This window comes from Amycolatopsis sp. lyj-109 (assembly GCF_046548995.1).
GTDB lineage: Bacteria > Actinomycetota > Actinomycetes > Mycobacteriales > Pseudonocardiaceae > Amycolatopsis.
The window spans coordinates 199,967-215,561 of the sequence record NZ_JAJPWR010000010.1; the positions used below are offsets into that span (position 1 = coordinate 199,967).

General features: G+C 70.2%; 13 protein-coding genes. 7 read left to right on the top strand and 6 right to left on the bottom strand.

What is annotated here, in order from left to right; all coding sequences use genetic code 11:
- Window positions 1-110 precede the first annotated feature (110 nt).
- Window positions 111-797: a Crp/Fnr family transcriptional regulator gene (locus ACLJQF_RS23700; RefSeq protein WP_410611670.1), complete on the top strand. Its 687-nt coding sequence runs from the start codon at window positions 111-113 to the stop codon at window positions 795-797.
- On the opposite strand, the gene ACLJQF_RS23705 is transcribed toward ACLJQF_RS23700, so the two are convergent.
- On the bottom strand, window positions 798-1,328 hold the full coding sequence (locus ACLJQF_RS23705; RefSeq protein ID WP_410611672.1) for a hypothetical protein: 531 nt from the start codon (window positions 1,326-1,328) through the stop codon (window positions 798-800). It lies immediately after the preceding gene.
- Window positions 1,329-1,511: 183 nt separating this feature from the next.
- On the opposite strand from ACLJQF_RS23705, the gene ACLJQF_RS23710 reads away from it, so the two are divergent.
- From ACLJQF_RS23710 to ACLJQF_RS23730, 5 genes are read left to right on the top strand one after another with little or no spacing between them, the layout of a single operon-like run.
- The gene (locus ACLJQF_RS23710; protein ID WP_410611674.1) at window positions 1,512-2,216 is read left to right on the top strand and encodes a Crp/Fnr family transcriptional regulator; all 705 of its coding nucleotides are present in this window, start codon (window positions 1,512-1,514) and stop codon (window positions 2,214-2,216) included.
- Between the two features lie 31 nt (window positions 2,217-2,247).
- Window positions 2,248-3,501, top strand: coding sequence for a hypothetical protein (locus tag ACLJQF_RS23715; protein ID WP_410611675.1), 1,254 nt, complete (start codon window positions 2,248-2,250; stop codon window positions 3,499-3,501).
- Window positions 3,498-5,765 (top strand): hypothetical protein, encoded by a 2,268-nt coding sequence (locus ACLJQF_RS23720; RefSeq protein ID WP_410611676.1) that lies wholly within the window; start codon window positions 3,498-3,500, stop codon window positions 5,763-5,765. Before ACLJQF_RS23715 ends, ACLJQF_RS23720 begins: the two co-directional genes overlap by 4 nt.
- Window positions 5,762-6,775 carry a hypothetical protein gene (locus ACLJQF_RS23725; protein WP_410611678.1) on the top strand — a complete coding sequence of 338 codons (1,014 nt, stop codon included), beginning with the start codon at window positions 5,762-5,764 and terminating at the stop codon, window positions 6,773-6,775. Before ACLJQF_RS23720 ends, ACLJQF_RS23725 begins: the two co-directional genes overlap by 4 nt.
- Window positions 6,776-6,823: 48 nt before the next feature.
- Window positions 6,824-7,819 (top strand): LacI family DNA-binding transcriptional regulator, encoded by a 996-nt coding sequence (locus ACLJQF_RS23730; protein WP_410611679.1) that lies wholly within the window; start codon window positions 6,824-6,826, stop codon window positions 7,817-7,819.
- A gap of 10 nt (window positions 7,820-7,829) precedes the next feature.
- Here the strand turns inward: ACLJQF_RS23730 and ACLJQF_RS23735 are convergent, their stop codons facing one another.
- Complete coding sequence (locus ACLJQF_RS23735; RefSeq protein ID WP_410611680.1) at window positions 7,830-8,480, bottom strand: hypothetical protein; 651 nt, start codon at window positions 8,478-8,480, stop codon at window positions 7,830-7,832.
- A gap of 110 nt (window positions 8,481-8,590) precedes the next feature.
- Here ACLJQF_RS23735 and ACLJQF_RS23740 point away from each other — a divergent pair, with 110 nt between their 5' ends.
- On the top strand, window positions 8,591-9,799 hold the full coding sequence (locus ACLJQF_RS23740) for an MFS transporter (RefSeq protein ID WP_410611681.1): 1,209 nt from the start codon (window positions 8,591-8,593) through the stop codon (window positions 9,797-9,799).
- 55 nt (window positions 9,800-9,854) lie between these two features.
- On the opposite strand, the gene ACLJQF_RS23745 is transcribed toward ACLJQF_RS23740, so the two are convergent.
- From ACLJQF_RS23745 to ACLJQF_RS23760, 4 genes are all read right to left on the bottom strand, one after another.
- Window positions 9,855-10,745, bottom strand: coding sequence for an ROK family protein (locus tag ACLJQF_RS23745; RefSeq protein WP_410611682.1), 891 nt, complete (start codon window positions 10,743-10,745; stop codon window positions 9,855-9,857).
- A complete protein-coding gene (locus tag ACLJQF_RS23750; protein WP_410611683.1) occupies window positions 10,742-13,561 on the bottom strand; it encodes a glycosyl hydrolase 2 galactose-binding domain-containing protein in 2,820 nt (939 codons plus the stop codon). The genes ACLJQF_RS23745 and ACLJQF_RS23750 overlap by 4 nt, the downstream gene beginning before the upstream one ends.
- Entirely contained in the window at window positions 13,558-14,982 is a 1,425-nt protein-coding gene (locus ACLJQF_RS23755; RefSeq protein WP_410611685.1) for an APC family permease, read from the bottom strand. Before ACLJQF_RS23755 ends, ACLJQF_RS23750 begins: the two co-directional genes overlap by 4 nt.
- Window positions 14,983-15,315: 333 nt before the next feature.
- Window positions 15,316-15,546, bottom strand: coding sequence for a hypothetical protein (locus ACLJQF_RS23760; RefSeq protein ID WP_410611687.1), 231 nt, complete (start codon window positions 15,544-15,546; stop codon window positions 15,316-15,318).
- Between the last annotated feature and the right edge of the window lie 49 nt (window positions 15,547-15,595).

Consider the following 15,595-nt stretch of genomic DNA (forward strand, 5'->3'; position numbering starts at 1 on the left):
TCCCGACGAACGGCTGGACATTCTGCGGACAAAGCCCGGTCACCCGGGTCTGAGCCCTTGGTCCCGACCACGCACGTCCGTAGCATGCTCGGCGGGCGAGGGAGGTCGGCGTGAGCAGCCTGACCGGGGACTTTCCCCCGGGCAGCTTCCTGGCGAAGCTGCCGGAGACGTCAAGAACCGGCCTGCTCGGCCTGGGCACATTGCGCGAATATTCCCCGGGCAAAGTGCTGCTCCGGGAGGGCGAAAGGACCTCCCACACCTTCGTGCTCGTGACCGGGTTCGTCAAGGTGACGGCCACGACGCCCGAAGGACACCTGGCGTTGCTCGCGATCCGTGCCGCCGGAGAGCTGATCGGTGAGCTCGCAAGTATGGACGGGCAGCCCCGGGTCGCGACAGTCACCTGTGCCGGGCGGGTCCGCGCCCAGCTCGTCCCCCAGCCCGAGTTCCGCCGCTTCCTCACCGGCCACCCCGACGTGGCCCTCGCGGTCGGCAGCAGCGTGGCCGGCAAGTTGCGCTGGGCCACCCGGCGCCGGGTCGATTTCGGGAGCCGCGAAGTGCGGATCCGGCTCGCCAGGGTACTGCTCGAGCTCGCCGCCGCCTACGGATCGGTCGGCGGCGGCGGCGTCGAAATCGGCGTGGACCTCACCCAGCCCGAGCTCGCCGGACTGGTCGGTGCCGCCGAGCCGACGGTGCATCGCGCACTCGCCGGGTTCCGGCATGCCGGTCTCGTCGGCACGGGCTACCGGCGGATCACCGTGATCGACCACGCGCGACTGGAAGCCGTCGCCGACGGGTGATCAAGCGAGCGCGGTGACCACGAGCAGCAGTGGACCGCACAGGAACAGGACCACAGTGCCGGCCAGGGCCCGCCGGACGTGGCGGTGCTTGACCATCGCCAGGTCCGCCAGGAGCCGCGACAACTGATGGGCTTCGGCGCACTGTCGGCGCACCGGGCCGGGCACAGTCGTGACGCCGCCGCCCGCGACGGTCGGGAAGGCGAACCGGTTGGGTACCGCGAGGCGCTCCGTCCGCGGCCTCAGGGCTTGGACCAGCTCATAGGCCGAATAGCCGTAGCCCATGACGAAGCAGGCCAAGATCGCGAACACGGCGGTCCGCAGCCAGGCAGCCGGCTGGACCGCCGGCAGGAATGCCAGCTGCGCGGCGACGAGCGCTGTGATCGTGCTCTGCACGGCGACCACGGTGCGCACTTTGTCGTCCGCGTGCTGCACCGCGCCCTGGAACGACGTGATGGTGCTCAACGCGGTGTCCAGCTCGCGCACCAGGTCCGAATCCTTCGCCTGCGCGCGGTCGGCTGCTCTGAGGCTCATCAACGACTCCGTTCTCCCGCTCCCAGATTCGCGTGGTCCACTCGGCCGTACCCCATCGGAAGACGGGTTCACCGGAAGCGATCCGGGCTTGCCTGGCGTAACAACCCACGCACGCGCCGCGACTGGAGCGTTCGGACCCCGGGGGTAGCGCTGAACCAGCAACGGAATTGGCCGGCGGACTCGGTGCTCGGGCTGTTGGGCGCGCGCACCCGGAGCGCCCTGCTCGACCTCGGCAACTCGGTGACCTACGGACGCCGGCAGATCGTCATCAGGCAAGGCGAGCCGAGCCACCACGTCGTGATTCCGCTGACTGGCGCGCTCAAGGTCGTCGTCGACACCGAGTTCGGCCGTCCGGTCCTGCTCGCGCTGCGCGGACCCGGTGACATCCTCGGTGAGATGTCCGTCTTCGAGGGGCGGTCGCGTTCGGCCAACGTGCAAACCTGCACGCCGGTGCAGGCGAGACTCGTCGGCAAGGCCCCGTTCAACGAATTCCTGGACCGCCACCCCGACGTCTGGCGAGCGGTGGCCAGTTCCCTGAGCACCCGGCTCCACTGGGCGAACAGCCGCCGTGCCGAAATCCTCAGCTGTCCGGCGCCCCTGCGCGTCGGCCGGGTGCTGGCCGACATCGTCCAGCGCCACGGTCACCGCTCCGGCGACGGCTGGGTCCTCGACCTGTCGCTCACCCAGGCCGAACTCGCTTCGCTCAGCGGAGTCGCGCTGAGCACCTTCGAAAAGACGACGCAGCGCCTCCACCGGCGAGGTGTCCTACGCAGCGAGTATCGACGCATCGTCGTCGACGACCTCGCCGCGCTGCTCCGATTCGGCCGCCTCGCCGAGCAGAACCCGTATCTGTACGGGGTCGACGACGCGGATGTGGCTCAGAGTTAGGAGAACGCACAGTCGATCACCGGAGGTCACCGTGACGGATGAAGGCCAGTTCGCCCGGATGCTCCTGCTCGCGGTAGACGCCTGGCGGTACGGGACCCGCGACGACCGGCAGCAACACGATCTGCAGCGAGCGCTCGCCGAGGCCCTCCGGGTGGCAGCTACGCGCAGCGGGCTCGATCCGGCGCGGTGGCGGCGGCAGGAGGCCGGCGACGGGCTGTTCGCCATCGTCACCGACGAAAGCGCCGAGCCCAAAGTGATCGGTCCCTTCATCCGGGAGCTGGACGAGTGGCTCGGACGGCACAACCACGACCTCCGGCTCCGCGCCCGGCTGCGGCTGCGGGTGGCGGTCCACCACGGCGTCACACTGCCGGCGGCCCTCGGGTACGCCGGCGACGCGCCGGTCCACGTCTGCAGACTCCGCGATGCCCGTGCGGTCCGGGAAACGCTTGAAGTGTTTCCCGAGGTGAACCTCGTTCTCGCGGTGTCCGAACCGATCTTCGACGGCTCGGTCCGCCAACGCCACACGTCGTTGGCGGCGAAGGACTTCACGCGTGTCGAAGTCGCCGACCCGGCGAAGCAGTTCTTCGCGACGACGTGGGTGTACGTGCCCGGAGTCACGAGCGAACGTGTCGGCGCCTGTCTCGGCACCTTGGCCGTGAGCCTGCGGTTCGCCGGGGCGGCCGCACCTCCCCCCGGTTTCTTCGAACAGGTCCTTCGGCCGTCCTTCGAAGCCGTCGGCGTGGCCGCGCCGGACGGCGAGGAGCCGACGTTCCGCGTGCCCGCAGAGCTCGCCGGAACGGCCCTGACCGGGCGGTGGCTCGAGGAGGTGCGCACGGCTGTCACCGCGCACTGCCCCCTGGCCCGCATAGCCGTCGGCATTGCGTTGGCCCCGGACCCGGCGGCCGCCAGCGCCGAGGCCGCCGAACTCGCCGACGCGGAACCTGCGGCCCGCCTGCTGGCCGCCACCGACCGAGGGCGAATCGTGATCGTCGTGTCCGAGCGGGTCCACGAGGTGGTGGTTGCCCGAGGCGGTCGCCTGGTGTTCCCGGAGTCATACCGACGGTCCCAAGGGAAAACCGGTTGCTGGATCAGGGTTCCCGGGCACTCGGTGCCCCCGGAGGCCGCGCCGGGCCCTGATTCGCCGCCGGCCGGCCGCGAGGTTCCGGCCGCCGACCAGTCCTTCTCCGCCATGACGCACGGAGAGCGCTCGCCGATCCTCGGCCAGAGCACTTTCACCGCCCCGGTCATCCTGGGCGACGTCCACCGTCATGGAGGTCCCCGATGACCGACGCATCGAGCGCGCCGTCGGACAGCTCCACCCCGGCGGCCGCAGACCAGCCGGATGCCCAGACGGGGCCGGGCTCCGGGGACAAGACCCCCGACAATCTGCTCGGGGACGAGAAGCGCGGTTTCACCGAAAGTTTCAAGCAGGGGCAGCACTTCTTGTCCCCGGAGGTCAACCAGTACGCCCGATCCGCGTTGCTCACCGGGAACAACATCAAAGAGCTGCAGATCGGCGACCGGACCCAGATCTTCGTCGGGCACACCGTGTCACGCACGTCCGGATCGGTCCGAGAGGAGGTCCTGAGCTGGATCCGGGAGCGCTACCTCGAGGTTTCCGGGTACGGGGAAATGCTCCGTGCGCTCCGCACCAACCGGGTGCTCCTGCTGCGCGGTCAGCCGGGTACCGGACGTGTCACCACCGCTCTGCACCTGCTGGACCACCTGACGCCCGGTCGGGTGTTCCGCTTGGACAGCGGCGAGACCGTCAAGTCGCTGACCGAGGCCGGGCTGCCCGAAAACAACGCCGGGTACGTCGCCGAGGTCCCGCGCCGGATCGCGGGCTCGCTCACCGAGACACACCTCGAGAAACTGCACGGGCTGTTGAAAGACCATGACGCTTACTGCGTCCTGGTCGGCGAAACCGATCCCCGGCCTTCCGGCGTCTTCGGCGACTACGCGCACGACTACACCGCCCCGGACGCCGGGGCGCTGCTGGAGAGGCACGCTTCGCATGAAGCCCGCACCGAGGACGCGGAGGACTTCGAAGACCGGATGTCCGAGTTGCGGGAGACGGACTGGGTCGCCAAGGCACTGGGCCCCTGCCCCCGCCCCCTCGAATCCGTTCGCATGGCGGCCATGCTCGCCCGGCACGCGAGAGGCCGGATCACCCGGATCGACGTCGAGCGCGAGGCCGCGCGCGCGGTGTACTTCCAGATCACCGAATGGTTCGCCGGGCTCCAGGCCGTGCCCCCCGGCGAGGAGCGGGACGAGGCACTGCGCCTCGCCGCCTTCCGGATCGCGCTGGCCGTGCTCAACAAATCGCCGTACCACCTCGTCGCCGATGCCGCCGGGCGGCTGGCCGGCCGGCTCATCGCCGCGACCGGCGCGACCGGGACGCGGCGCACGTCCCTGTTCACCGACGATCAGGAGCACCGCCTCCCCGCCCTTCGCGCGAAGGTGATCGACGGCTACACCACCTTCGGCCAAGAGCTCGTTCCCATGCCGCTGCTGGTCTTCCACGACGAGCGGTACCCCAGCACCGTGCTCGAGTACGTCTGGGACAACCACCACCGCATGCGGGACGCCATCACCTGGTGGCTGACCAAGCTCAGCAAGGATGCTCGTGCTCTCGTGTGGGTTCGCGCCGCCCAAGCAACCGGTTACCTCTGTGGGCTCGACTTCGTCTACGGGTACACGAAAATGATCGCCTCCGGAGCCTTCGTCGCCCCCACCAAGAAGAACTCGTGGCAGCGCCGCATGTCCGCGGCCATCGCACTGGACCAGGCAGCGCAGAACGAAGACCTCCGTCCGGCGATCCGGCGCATGCTGCGTCGCTGGTGCCGTTCCGGGAGTTACACCGCACGGTGGACCGCCGCAGCGGCACAGGGATTCACCCTCGGACGGCGCTACGTCACGGAATCCTTGAACGAGCTGCGCATCATCGGGACACCCGCGGAGCGCCCCTCGTTCGGCGGAGTCGACGAAGGGCTCGTCTGGGCTGCCGGCTTCAGCGTCGCGAAACTGCTGGCGTTCGGTGAGATCCGTCCGGTACTCGACTGTCTCGGCCAGTGGATCCGGAGTGAGCGCAGCAGTCTCCGCCGGCTGGCGCTGAACGCGGTCGACCAGTTGACGGACCTATACGGGTTCGAACTCGACTATCTGCACATCGCCGCGGGCAGCGAACGGCCCGAGCTGCCCGCCGCGGCGCAGAAGTGGCCGTTGCTGCTCACGCTTCAGTGGCAACAGCCCGCGCTCACCGAGCCGATCGCCGACCTGCTCCGCCAGTCGCTACGCGCCCGGGCCGGCGGGTCCGTGGCCAAACAGGTCCTCGGCAAATGGGTCCGCGTAGCCGAACGCGACGCCGAATGCCTGGAGACGCTGGCCCGATTCCTCCCCTACGTCGTCGACGCGGAAAGCGACCGGCTCCGGCTGAAGCACCTGGTCGACCGGCTCCAGGTGGATTGGGCCGATCCGCTCCGGCCGGAGGTGGCGGCCCGGTTGACCGACGCGGTCCACGCCCGAGAAGAAAGGTGTCTACCGGCATGAATGACGAAGAGAAACCGGACGAAACCCCGCAGCCGGCCACCACGCCGGAGCCGTCCGCCCCACAGGCAGCCAACTGGCGGGAAGACGCGAAGCAGGAGGACGCCCCGGAAGAGGAGGTCCGGACCGTCGAGCCGTCCAACTTCGCACCGCTCGTCGGGGAGTACCGGGTCGGTCGACTGGACTTCCTCGTCCGCCGCGCCCCGGCTCGGCCCTGGACGGCGACGGTCTTCGTCCGCAAGAACGGGGCCATGACGACCTTCCGCGGCGGGAAGCAGCCGACCGTGCGCAAGATGCTGTGGGGCGGGTTCCGCAGCCAGTACGAAGTGGACATGTCCCTACGCCGGCTGACACTGGGCGTCACCCTGCCGAGCGCCGGGGAGGCCTTCGTCTTCCGGGCGGCGGTCGACGTGCAGTGGCGGGTCGTCGACCCGGAACTGGTGGTGCAGAGCGGCATCACGGACGTTCGCCGGGTCCTGGTCCCGCAGCTGCTCGAAGGGTTGCGGCAGGAGACCAGGTCGCTGCAGATCGGTGACGTCGAATCCGCGGAGAAGGCAGCGGCCGCCCGCTTCGAGTCGGCCTGGCTGGAGGGGGAACACGGGCTGTGGACGAAGGTGCTCGTGCGGCTGCGTATGGACAAGCAGACTGAGCAAAACCTGCGCCTGACGTCCGAGGTACAGGCCTTCAAGACGCTGATCGAAGGCGGCGACATCGACCAGTTCGCGCTCCAGCTGGCGCAGAACCCGCAGCAGGTGGCCCCGGTGGTCGACGCGCTCGTCAAGGAGCGGGACACCCATCGGAGGGAGGTGTTCGACTTCGTCAACAACCTGCTTGCATCGGACGCGCTGGACCGCTGGCAGATCGATGACCAGGTTCGGGTCACGCTGGAGTGGCTCAAGGTCTCGATCAACCGCGTCATCTCCGGGACCGACGAGGCTCGTCAGCTATCGTTCGGTGGTGCTCAGCCGGCACCGGCGAGCGGTCGGGAAAACGGGATGGCTCCTGAGGCCTGAAACGTTTCAGATCGTGATAGGCTCACGCCTTCTCAGCGAGGGGGTCCGGTGGTCGGCATCAAGGACGTCGCGAAGCGCGCGGGCGTCTCGATCGGCACGGTGTCCAATGTGGTCAACCGGCCGCACGTCGTCGCGGCCGCGACGCGGAGCCGGGTGCTTTCGGTGATCGAGGAACTCGGGTACGTCCGGGACGAGTCCGCCCGGCAGCTGCGCGCCGGGCGCAGCCGCGTGCTGGGGCTGCTCGTCCTCGATCTGGGGAACCCCTTCTTCGTCGACGTCGCCCGCGGGGCCGAGCAGGCCGCGCACGCCGAGGGCCTCAACATCATCACCTGCAACAGCGGGCAGCGGTCCGAACTGGAAGCGTCGTACCTGGCGATGTTCGCCGAGCAGCGGGTGCGCGGGGTGTTGCTGAGCCCGGTCGCGACCTCCGGCGAGGCCCTGCGGACGTTCCGGCGCAGCGGCACGCCGTACGTCTTCGTCGACCGCAAGGCCCCGGCGGCCGAGGCCAGTTCCGTGTCGGTCGACGACGTCGCCGGCGGGGCGCTCGGCGGACGGCACCTGCTGGAGACCGGGCACCGGCGGATCGCGTTCGTCAACGGCCCCGCCATCCTCGCCCAGTGCCGCGATCGCGAGCAGGGCCTGCGCACCGCGCTGACCGGCTCGGGCGCGGAACTGACGGTACTGGAGGCGATCGGCCTCGACGTCTCCTCGGGCCGCGACGCCGGCGCGCGTCTCCTGGGCGCGAGCCCTCGCCCGACGGCGGTGTTCTGCGCGAACGACCTGCTCGCCCTGGGCGTGCTGCAGGCGATGGTCGGCGCGGGCGTCCGCGTCCCGGACGAGATGGCGATCGTCGGCTACGACGACATCGAGTTCGCGGGTGCGGCGGCGGTCCCGCTGACCTCGGTCCGCCAGCCCGCCCGCCGCCTCGGCCGCACGGCCGCGGAGTTGCTGCTGGCGGAGACGTCGGACACCAAACCCGAACGGCAGGCCGTGGTGTTCACCCCGGAGCTGGTCGTGCGCGAATCGACCCGGGTGCGCCGCTGAGTCCCGCGGCTCAGGTCGTGGCGAACAGCCGGTAGTTCAGCACGATGTAGCCGGACACCTTCACGTCGTTGCAGCCGACCCAGCCCACCTTGCCATCGGAAGTCCGCATGCAGAACTGGTATCCGGCAGCCAGGACGACCTGACCGCTCTGGGCGGGCTTGTCGTTGGCCACCGCTTTGGGGCAGGCGGCGCTCGCCGCTTGCTCGCCGCCGTTGTAGTAGTACGTCGCGGACCGGTTGGCCGTGATCAGGACACCCGAGTAGTAGAGGTCGATGTCCCCGTTCGGGCCGGTGGTTTCGACGGCGCGGGGATCGGCCGCGTCGAGGTCGACGCCGGTCCCGGCTTCGAGCCGCACCTGGGCGGACACCCCACTTGCCTGCGCCGCGCCGGTCGACGCGGGCGGAGGCGCGTTCGGCGGCGCCGTGGCCGTGACGGTCACCGTCCGCGGTGGGACCTCGGCAGCGCCCTGGTCGTTGCCGACCTTGTAGGCCGCGAACAGGCCGCCGATCAACGCGGCGATGACCGTGGCCATCGCGGTGATCAGCGTGCCGCGGCGGTTGATGCGCGCCGCCTGGATCGCCGGGTCGACCGGACCGCCTGCACCTCGCCTGCCCAACTGCTTCCCTTCGCCGAGGACGCCCACCGGCGCGCCACGGGTCATGAGTCTCGGATTCGCTCCGCAGCGTTACGACGGCGCGGCGCGGGAGATCCCTCCCTCACCGGCGGCTAAATCGGTTGGAATTCACCGATCGCTTCGGCAAGCTCGGGATCATGGCGTCCAGGTGGGTGCGGCTGCAGGCCGTCGCGGTGTCCGGTTCGTCCGCCGAAGGCCTGATGCTGGCCGCTCTTCCCCTGCTCGCGGTGTCGATCACCACCGATCCGCGCGAGGTGTCGCTGGTCAACATCGCCGGTCAGGCACCGTGGCTGCTGCTCTCGCTGTTCGCCGGGGTGCTCATCGACCGGGTACGCCGGACCACCGTGCTCGCGTGGGCCTACGCCGTGCAGGCCGGGGCCGCCGTCCTGCTCGCCGCCGTCGCGTCCGCCCATCTGCTGACCCTGCCCGTGCTGCTGCTGGTCGCCTTCGTCGTCACCTCGGCGCAGGTGCTCGGGGACGGCGCCAGCGGCGCGCTGGTGCCGGAGCTCGTCGAGCCGGACCGGCTCGCCCACGCCAACGCGCGGCTCACCGTGATCGACCAGGGGGTCGTGCGGTTCGTCGTGCCGCCGCTGACCGGGTTCCTGATCGCGTTCGCCGCCGGCTCGCCCGCCTGGCTGGCCGCCGGCTGCGCGCTCGTCGCCCTGCTGCTCGCCCGCCGGATTCCGTCGCAGTCCGTGGTGGCCGCGACGACGCACCCGCTGCGGGACCTCTCCGGCGGCCTGCGGCACCTGGTGCGGACGCCGCTGCTGCGGTCGATCACCATCAACGTCGCCCTCGGCTCGTTCGCCGCGAGCGCCGGCAGCTCGATGTTCGTGCTCTACGCGACGCAGGTCCTGCACGTCGGCTCGGTCGGCTACGGCCTGCTGCTCGCCTGCCTCGCCGTCGGCTGGGTGGTGTCGTCGTTCGTGGTGCAGAAGGTGGTGGACCGGCTCGGCTACTCGTGGTCGATGCGGTTCGCGCAGAGCTTCGGCGCGGTCGCGGACCTGCTGATCGCCGTCGTCCCGCCGTGGCCGCCGCTGGTGGGCCTCGTGCTGGTGTCGCTGACGGCGTCCGTGCTGATCTGGAACGTCTGCTCGCAGTCCAGCCGACAGCGCTTCACACCCGCACCCCTGCTGGGCCGGGTGCTCACCAGCCACCGTGCGCTGGCCTGGGGCCTCACGCCGCTGGGCGCGCTGGCCGGCGGCCTGGTCGCGGCGCACTGGGGCCTGCGCGCCGTCTGGGTGATGGGCGCGGCCGTCCAGGCCGTCAGCGCGGTCCTCGTGTGGGTCCAGCTCTCCCCCGCCGCGTTCCGGCGGACCGAGGAACTCGCCGCGGCCGGAACCTGACCCGCTGAAGCCGGGTGGTGTGCCGGGTCGGGGCACCGGCACACCACCCGGACGCTCAACCGCCCAGGGCCAGCGCCACCGCGCCCAGCAGCGCCGCGTCCTGGTCGAAGCGGGCCGCCACCAGCTGTGGCGGGAACGGCACCGCGTGCGCGAGCCGGTCCGCCAGCGCCGGCAGCAGCACGTCCGCCGAGCGCACGAGCCCGCCGCCGACCGCGATGCGCTCCGGATCCAGCGCGATCGCCAGGTTGGCCACGTGCATCGACAGCTCGTCGAGCGCGGCCGTGACCAGTTCCTTGGCCTGGACGTTCTCCTTGGCCAGTGCGAACAGTTCCCCCGCGGTGACCGGGCGGCCGAGCAGTTCGCTCGCCCGGCCGCCCAGCCCACGCCCACCGACGGCTTCCTCGAGCGGCGCCGCTCCGCTCGCGAAACCCTCGGTGTCCTGCGGCGAGAGCAGGTTGTACCCGATCTCGCCGGCAGCTCCGTTGGCGCCGGTCAGCAGCCGGCCGCCGACCAGCACCGCGGCCGCGATGCCGGTGCCCAGTGACAGGAACACCGCCGGGTCGGCCCCGGCCAGCGCGCCCCAGCGCCACTCCGCCAGGGCCGCCGCCTTCGCGTCCGTGCCCACCGAGATCGACACGGCGGGGAACGCCGCGGCCACCAGCTCCGCCAGCCGCAACTGCTCCCAGCCCGGCACGTTCGGCGCGAGCAGGATGCGATCCGGCAGCACGATCCCCGGGCTGACGACGCCGATGCAGGCGGGCTCCGCGCCCTCGTCGGACAGGAGGGCCCTGGCCGCGGCGAGCGCGCGCACCACCACCTGCCTGGCCCCCGCGTGCGCGTCGGTGTCCAGCCGGCGGGTCGCCAGCAGGGTGCCGTCGCGGTCGGCGAGCCCCAGCGCCACTTTCGTGCCGCCGAAGTCGATCCCGAGAATCCGATCCTCGCTCACGCGTGCGCCCCTCCCGTCCCCCGCACCACGATCCGGCCGGCGTTGAAGCCGTCGACGCTGATCACCGGCACCGCGCCGCGCAGGTCGGCGGCCCGGTAGGTGACGGTCAGCGTCTGCGACTGGCCCGGCCAGAGCGTGATGTCGTTGTCGTCCCAGGTCGCGTTCGCGAGCTGGTTGTCCCCCGGCGCTTCCCGCCCGTCCGGCGTGCCGCGGCGGACGTCGGCCCGCAGGAAGAACGCCGCACCCGGCGTCTTCGAGGTGTTGGTGATCGTCACCGCGGTGACCAGGCCCGTCCCGTCCGGCCGGGTCGACGCCACCGCGGCGACCTGCGACTTCGGCAGGTTCTGCAGGGCCTGCAGGTTGCCGTACTGCGACAGCGTCGCCTGCGGGTTCCCCAGCGTCTTGGCCCAGTCGACGACGTCCTTCTGCGTGGAAAGCCAGTAGACGTTCCGGTCGACGACCTTCCCGCCCTGCTTCACCTGCAACTCGACGAAATAGACCTGCGCGGGCGCCGGCGCCTTCGTCTCGGCGGGCACCTTCGGCTTCAGCACCCCGGTCTTGACGCCCTGCGACGCGAGCGAGAGCCCCGAAGCGGTCTGGTCGTCGAGCACCTTGCCCGCGGTGTCGAGCACGCGCGCCTGCACCGAAAGCCCGGACTGCGTCGCCGCCCCGAGGTTGTCCAGGGTGACCGACCCGTTGTCGTAGCCGTAGATCGCGTGCAGCGGCTTGTTCGCCTTCTGCGCGCCGAAGTACGCGCCCGCCTGGTCGCCGTCGTCGTTGTAGAGCGACCACAGCAGCGTCGGCCAGCCCTTGTTCAGCTGCCAGTAGACGACGCCGGTCGCCGGGTTGGCCTTGTCCGTCGAGTGGTGCAGGAACGCCTCGAACTGCGAACGGGTGTTCTCGTAGTTCGCGATGTTCGCCAGGTCCACATAGGACTTGAGCGAGCCCCACTTCCCGTACCGCCGCGCGATCGACTGGTCCAGTGTGTACAGCGTGCCGAAGGCGTAGCCGCCGTGGCCCGGCTCGAAGTTCGCGTGGTACTGGTTGTACGCCGGGTCCTGCCACAGCTTCGCCTGCTCGGCGGGCGAGAGGAACCGCCTGATCGAGTCGAGCGTCGGCACGGTGTGCCCGGCGCTCTGCTCGCTCGCGAAGCCCCACGCGCCACCCGCGTTCGTGCGGGAGGAGTCCTCGGCGTCGAAGTGCGAGCTGTCGTACCAGTACGACGGCGGGACCCAGTCGTACGGGCCTTCCTTCTCCCCGGACTGGCCAAGCGTCGGCGTGCTCTTGTACTCCGCCGAGGCGATCACCGGGACCTGGAAGTCGGCTTCCTTGAACGCCTTGAGCGTCTCGGACTCCTGGCGCGGCACCGGCTCGTTGTCGCTCCAGCCGTAGTTGAAGACGCTCGGGTGGTTCCGCTCCAGCTGCGCGATCGTGTAAGCCGAGTCGTGCATGATCCGGTAGTCGCGCTCGGTCAGCGTCGAGGCGTCCTCCGGCTGCCAGGCGTCACAGCACAGGAACCCGCCGATCACCAGCAGCCCGGCGCGGTCGGCCTGGTCGTAGAAGTCCGGCGGCATGTCGTGGCCTTCGAGGCGGACACCGGTCAAGCCCAGGTTCTTGATCAGCGCGAGCTGGTGGGCGGTGTCGGCCTTGTCGTAGCGCAGGAACAGGTCCGGGGCGAACCCGCCGCCGCGGAACACGAAGTCCTTGCCGTTGATCGTGAACTGCCGCGCGCCTTCGGGCAGCGGCGCGGACTTCCCGACCAGGCGCGAGGTCACCGTGCGGATGCCGAAGGTGCTCTTCGACGACGTCGACAGCACGCCGTCCTGCGAGACCGCGGTGGTCAGCGTGTACAGCGGCTGGTCGCCCATCGAGTACGGCCACCAGACCTGCGGGTGCGCGATCTCGATCGGCGCGAACGTCACCGTCCGCTTGCTGTTCGCCGGGATCGTGACGCGCTGCTTGACGACGACCGGCGCGCCCGAGGGCGCGGTGACCGTCGCGGCGACGTCCCCGGTCTGCGCCGTGCCCGCGTTGTTGGTGACGTCGAGCTTCACGGTCAGCTTCGAGCTGGAGAGATCGGGCGTGTTGTCCTGCACGACGTGGGCGTTGTCGCCGGTGAGCGCGTCGGAGACCTGTAGGGTGGGCGGGAACTGGATGCCGGTGTCGTTGTCCGGCGGGATCTGACCCCAGTCGACCTGGTCGAGGGTGTACATCTTCAGCGGGTCGTTCGGGTAGACCTTGATCGCCAGGGTGTTGCGGCCCGGCTTCACCAGCTTCGTGACGTCGAAGGTGTGTCCGGCGAACGCGCCGCTCACGATGTCCTTCGTGGCGACGAGCGTGCCGTTCACCCAGACGTCGCCCTCGCCGACGATGCCGGGGATGGTCAGCTTCGCGTGCTGCCCCGGGCGGAAGTCCGGGGCGAAGTCGGCGCGGTACCACCACGGGTCGGAGAACGGCTTGGTGACGACGGGCCCGAGCTTGTCGACGTACCCGAAGCACTTGCGCATGGTATCCGAGTAGAAGACGTCCGGGCACTTGCCGTTCTGGACGAGGGCGGTGATCTCGGTGCCGGGCGCGCCGGCGTCGTCCGGCTTCACCGGAAGCCAGCCGCCGGTGGCGTACCCGGGGGTGGAGACCTGGTCGCCGCCGTCCTTGACGCTCGCCGTCGTCAGGACCTGCCAGCCCTGCAGCCCGATGGTGGTGAGCCCGTGGGGCTTCCCGAGGGTTCGGACGTCTTGCGCGGCGGCGGGTCCGGCCACGCTGAGCACGCCCGGTACGAGGAGCAGCGCGGCGAGCACCGCGAGCTTCTTCGTCATGCCTGAGCCCCTTCCGGTTCGGTGGCGAAGGCTTCGTTGATTTCCTTGGGACCGAACGGCCAGGTGTTCTCGGCCTTGGCGTAGACCAGGTAGGCGAGGCCGCCGATGGCGATCCAGCCCAGGGACAGGCCGATCGAGAGCCAGTCGGCCGAGAGGTAGATGTAAACCCAGCCGACGAGCGCGACGGCCGTCGGCATCGGGAAGAGCCACTGCCGGTACGGCCGCCTCAGGTTCGGCTGCCGGAAGCGGAGCACGAAGATCGCGGCGACCTGGGCCAGCGACTGGATGATGACCAGCGTCGCGACCGCCGCGTTGATCACCGTGGTCAGGGTGAACAGCGAGCCGAGGATCGTGATGGCACCCATGGTGAGCACGCCGGCGGTCGGCAGGTGCAGCTTCGGGTGCAGCTTGCCGAACACGGGCAGGAACACCTTGTCACGCGCGGCTTCGAACGGCACCCGGGAGCCGCCGAGCAGCCCGGCGAACACCGACCCGATGGCGGCGATCACGATCAGCACGGTGACGGCCTTCGCCGTGCCGGTGCCCCACGCCTGTTCCAGCACCGACGACGCGACCGACTTCGCGTCCTTCAACTGGTCCAGCGGGATCGACCCGAGCACGCCGACTTGCAGCAGGAAGTACAGGCCCATGATGCCGAGGATGGAGAAGATGATCGAGCGGGGCAGCGTGCGGCCCGGGGTGCGCACCTCGCCGCCGAGGTAGGCGGAAGTGTTGTAGCCGAGGTAGTCGTAGATGGCGATGATCAGGCCGGCGCCGAGGCCGCCCCAGAACGTGCCGTGGCCGAAGGAGCTGAATGCGCCCGGGGTGAAGGCGAACGCCTGCGCCGCGCTGAAGTGCGAGAACGCCGCGACGATCGTCGTCAGCACCGCGACGAGCATGATGACGAACAGCACCGTGGTGAGCTTCGAGATCTGGCCGATCTTGCGGAAGAGCGCCAGGATGATCATCAGCGTGATGCCGACACCGATGATCTTGCCCAGCGGCGTGGTGCCCGCGTCGTCGGTGACGCCGGGGATCAGGTAGCCCAGGTACTGCACCAGGCCGATGATGCCGGTCGACATGATCAGCGGGATGAACAGCACCGCGCTCCACACGAACAGGAACGGCATCAGCCGTCCGGTGCGGTATTGGAACGCTTCGCGCAGGTACAGGTAGGTGCCTCCCGCGCCCGGCATGGCTGCGCCGAGTTCGGCCCAGATCAGCCCGTCGGCCAGCGCGACGATCGCCCCGATGAGCCAGCCGAACATCGCCTGCGGGCCGCCCATGGTGGCGACCATGGCGGGGATGGTGACGAACGGGCCGATCCCGCACATCTGGGTCATGTTGATCGCGGTCGCCTGCAGCGGGCCGATCCTCCGTTCAAGGGCGGGCGACTCCCCGGAACGAGTGGGTGAACTCACGACGTGCCTCCGGCTAGTAGTTAGTAAAGTTTCTTAACATAGAACGCCCCGAGCCGGAAGGGTTCGCGGATAAACTTGCGGCAACTCGGGAGGACGCGCGGGACGAATCGGGCCGCAGGTCGGGACTCCGGCACGGCCCGCGAGCCGACCTTCGACCGCCGGGGCCACCTCAACGCCCCAAGGCGGCCTTCGGTGCGTCAGACGCACCGAAGGCCGCCTTGGGTGCGTCTGACGCAACCAAGGCCACATTGGGGCGCTTGAGTCAGGCGCCGGTGACCGGTTCGCGTAGCAGCGAGCGTGTCCGAGGGGCGGCCGGAACGCATCCACAGTGGACTAGTCGGACGGCCTCCGCAGGGTGAGCACCACCCGCAGCACGTACTCCACCGCCGTCGGGAACGGCGCGCCGCGTAGTTCGCCGCGATCGGCGAGATTGCGGGCGGCGAACTCCAGCTCACGCTCCGGGCCGCCCCGGCGGACGACGAGCGCCGCGATCTCCTCGAGGTCGAGGTCCGGGTGGTCCATGCGCCTCAAGGCGAACTCGATGATCAGTTCCTCGGCCGTCACATCCGCCCCCTCTCACTGCCTTCAGCTTACCCGTGGGCCACGTCACCAG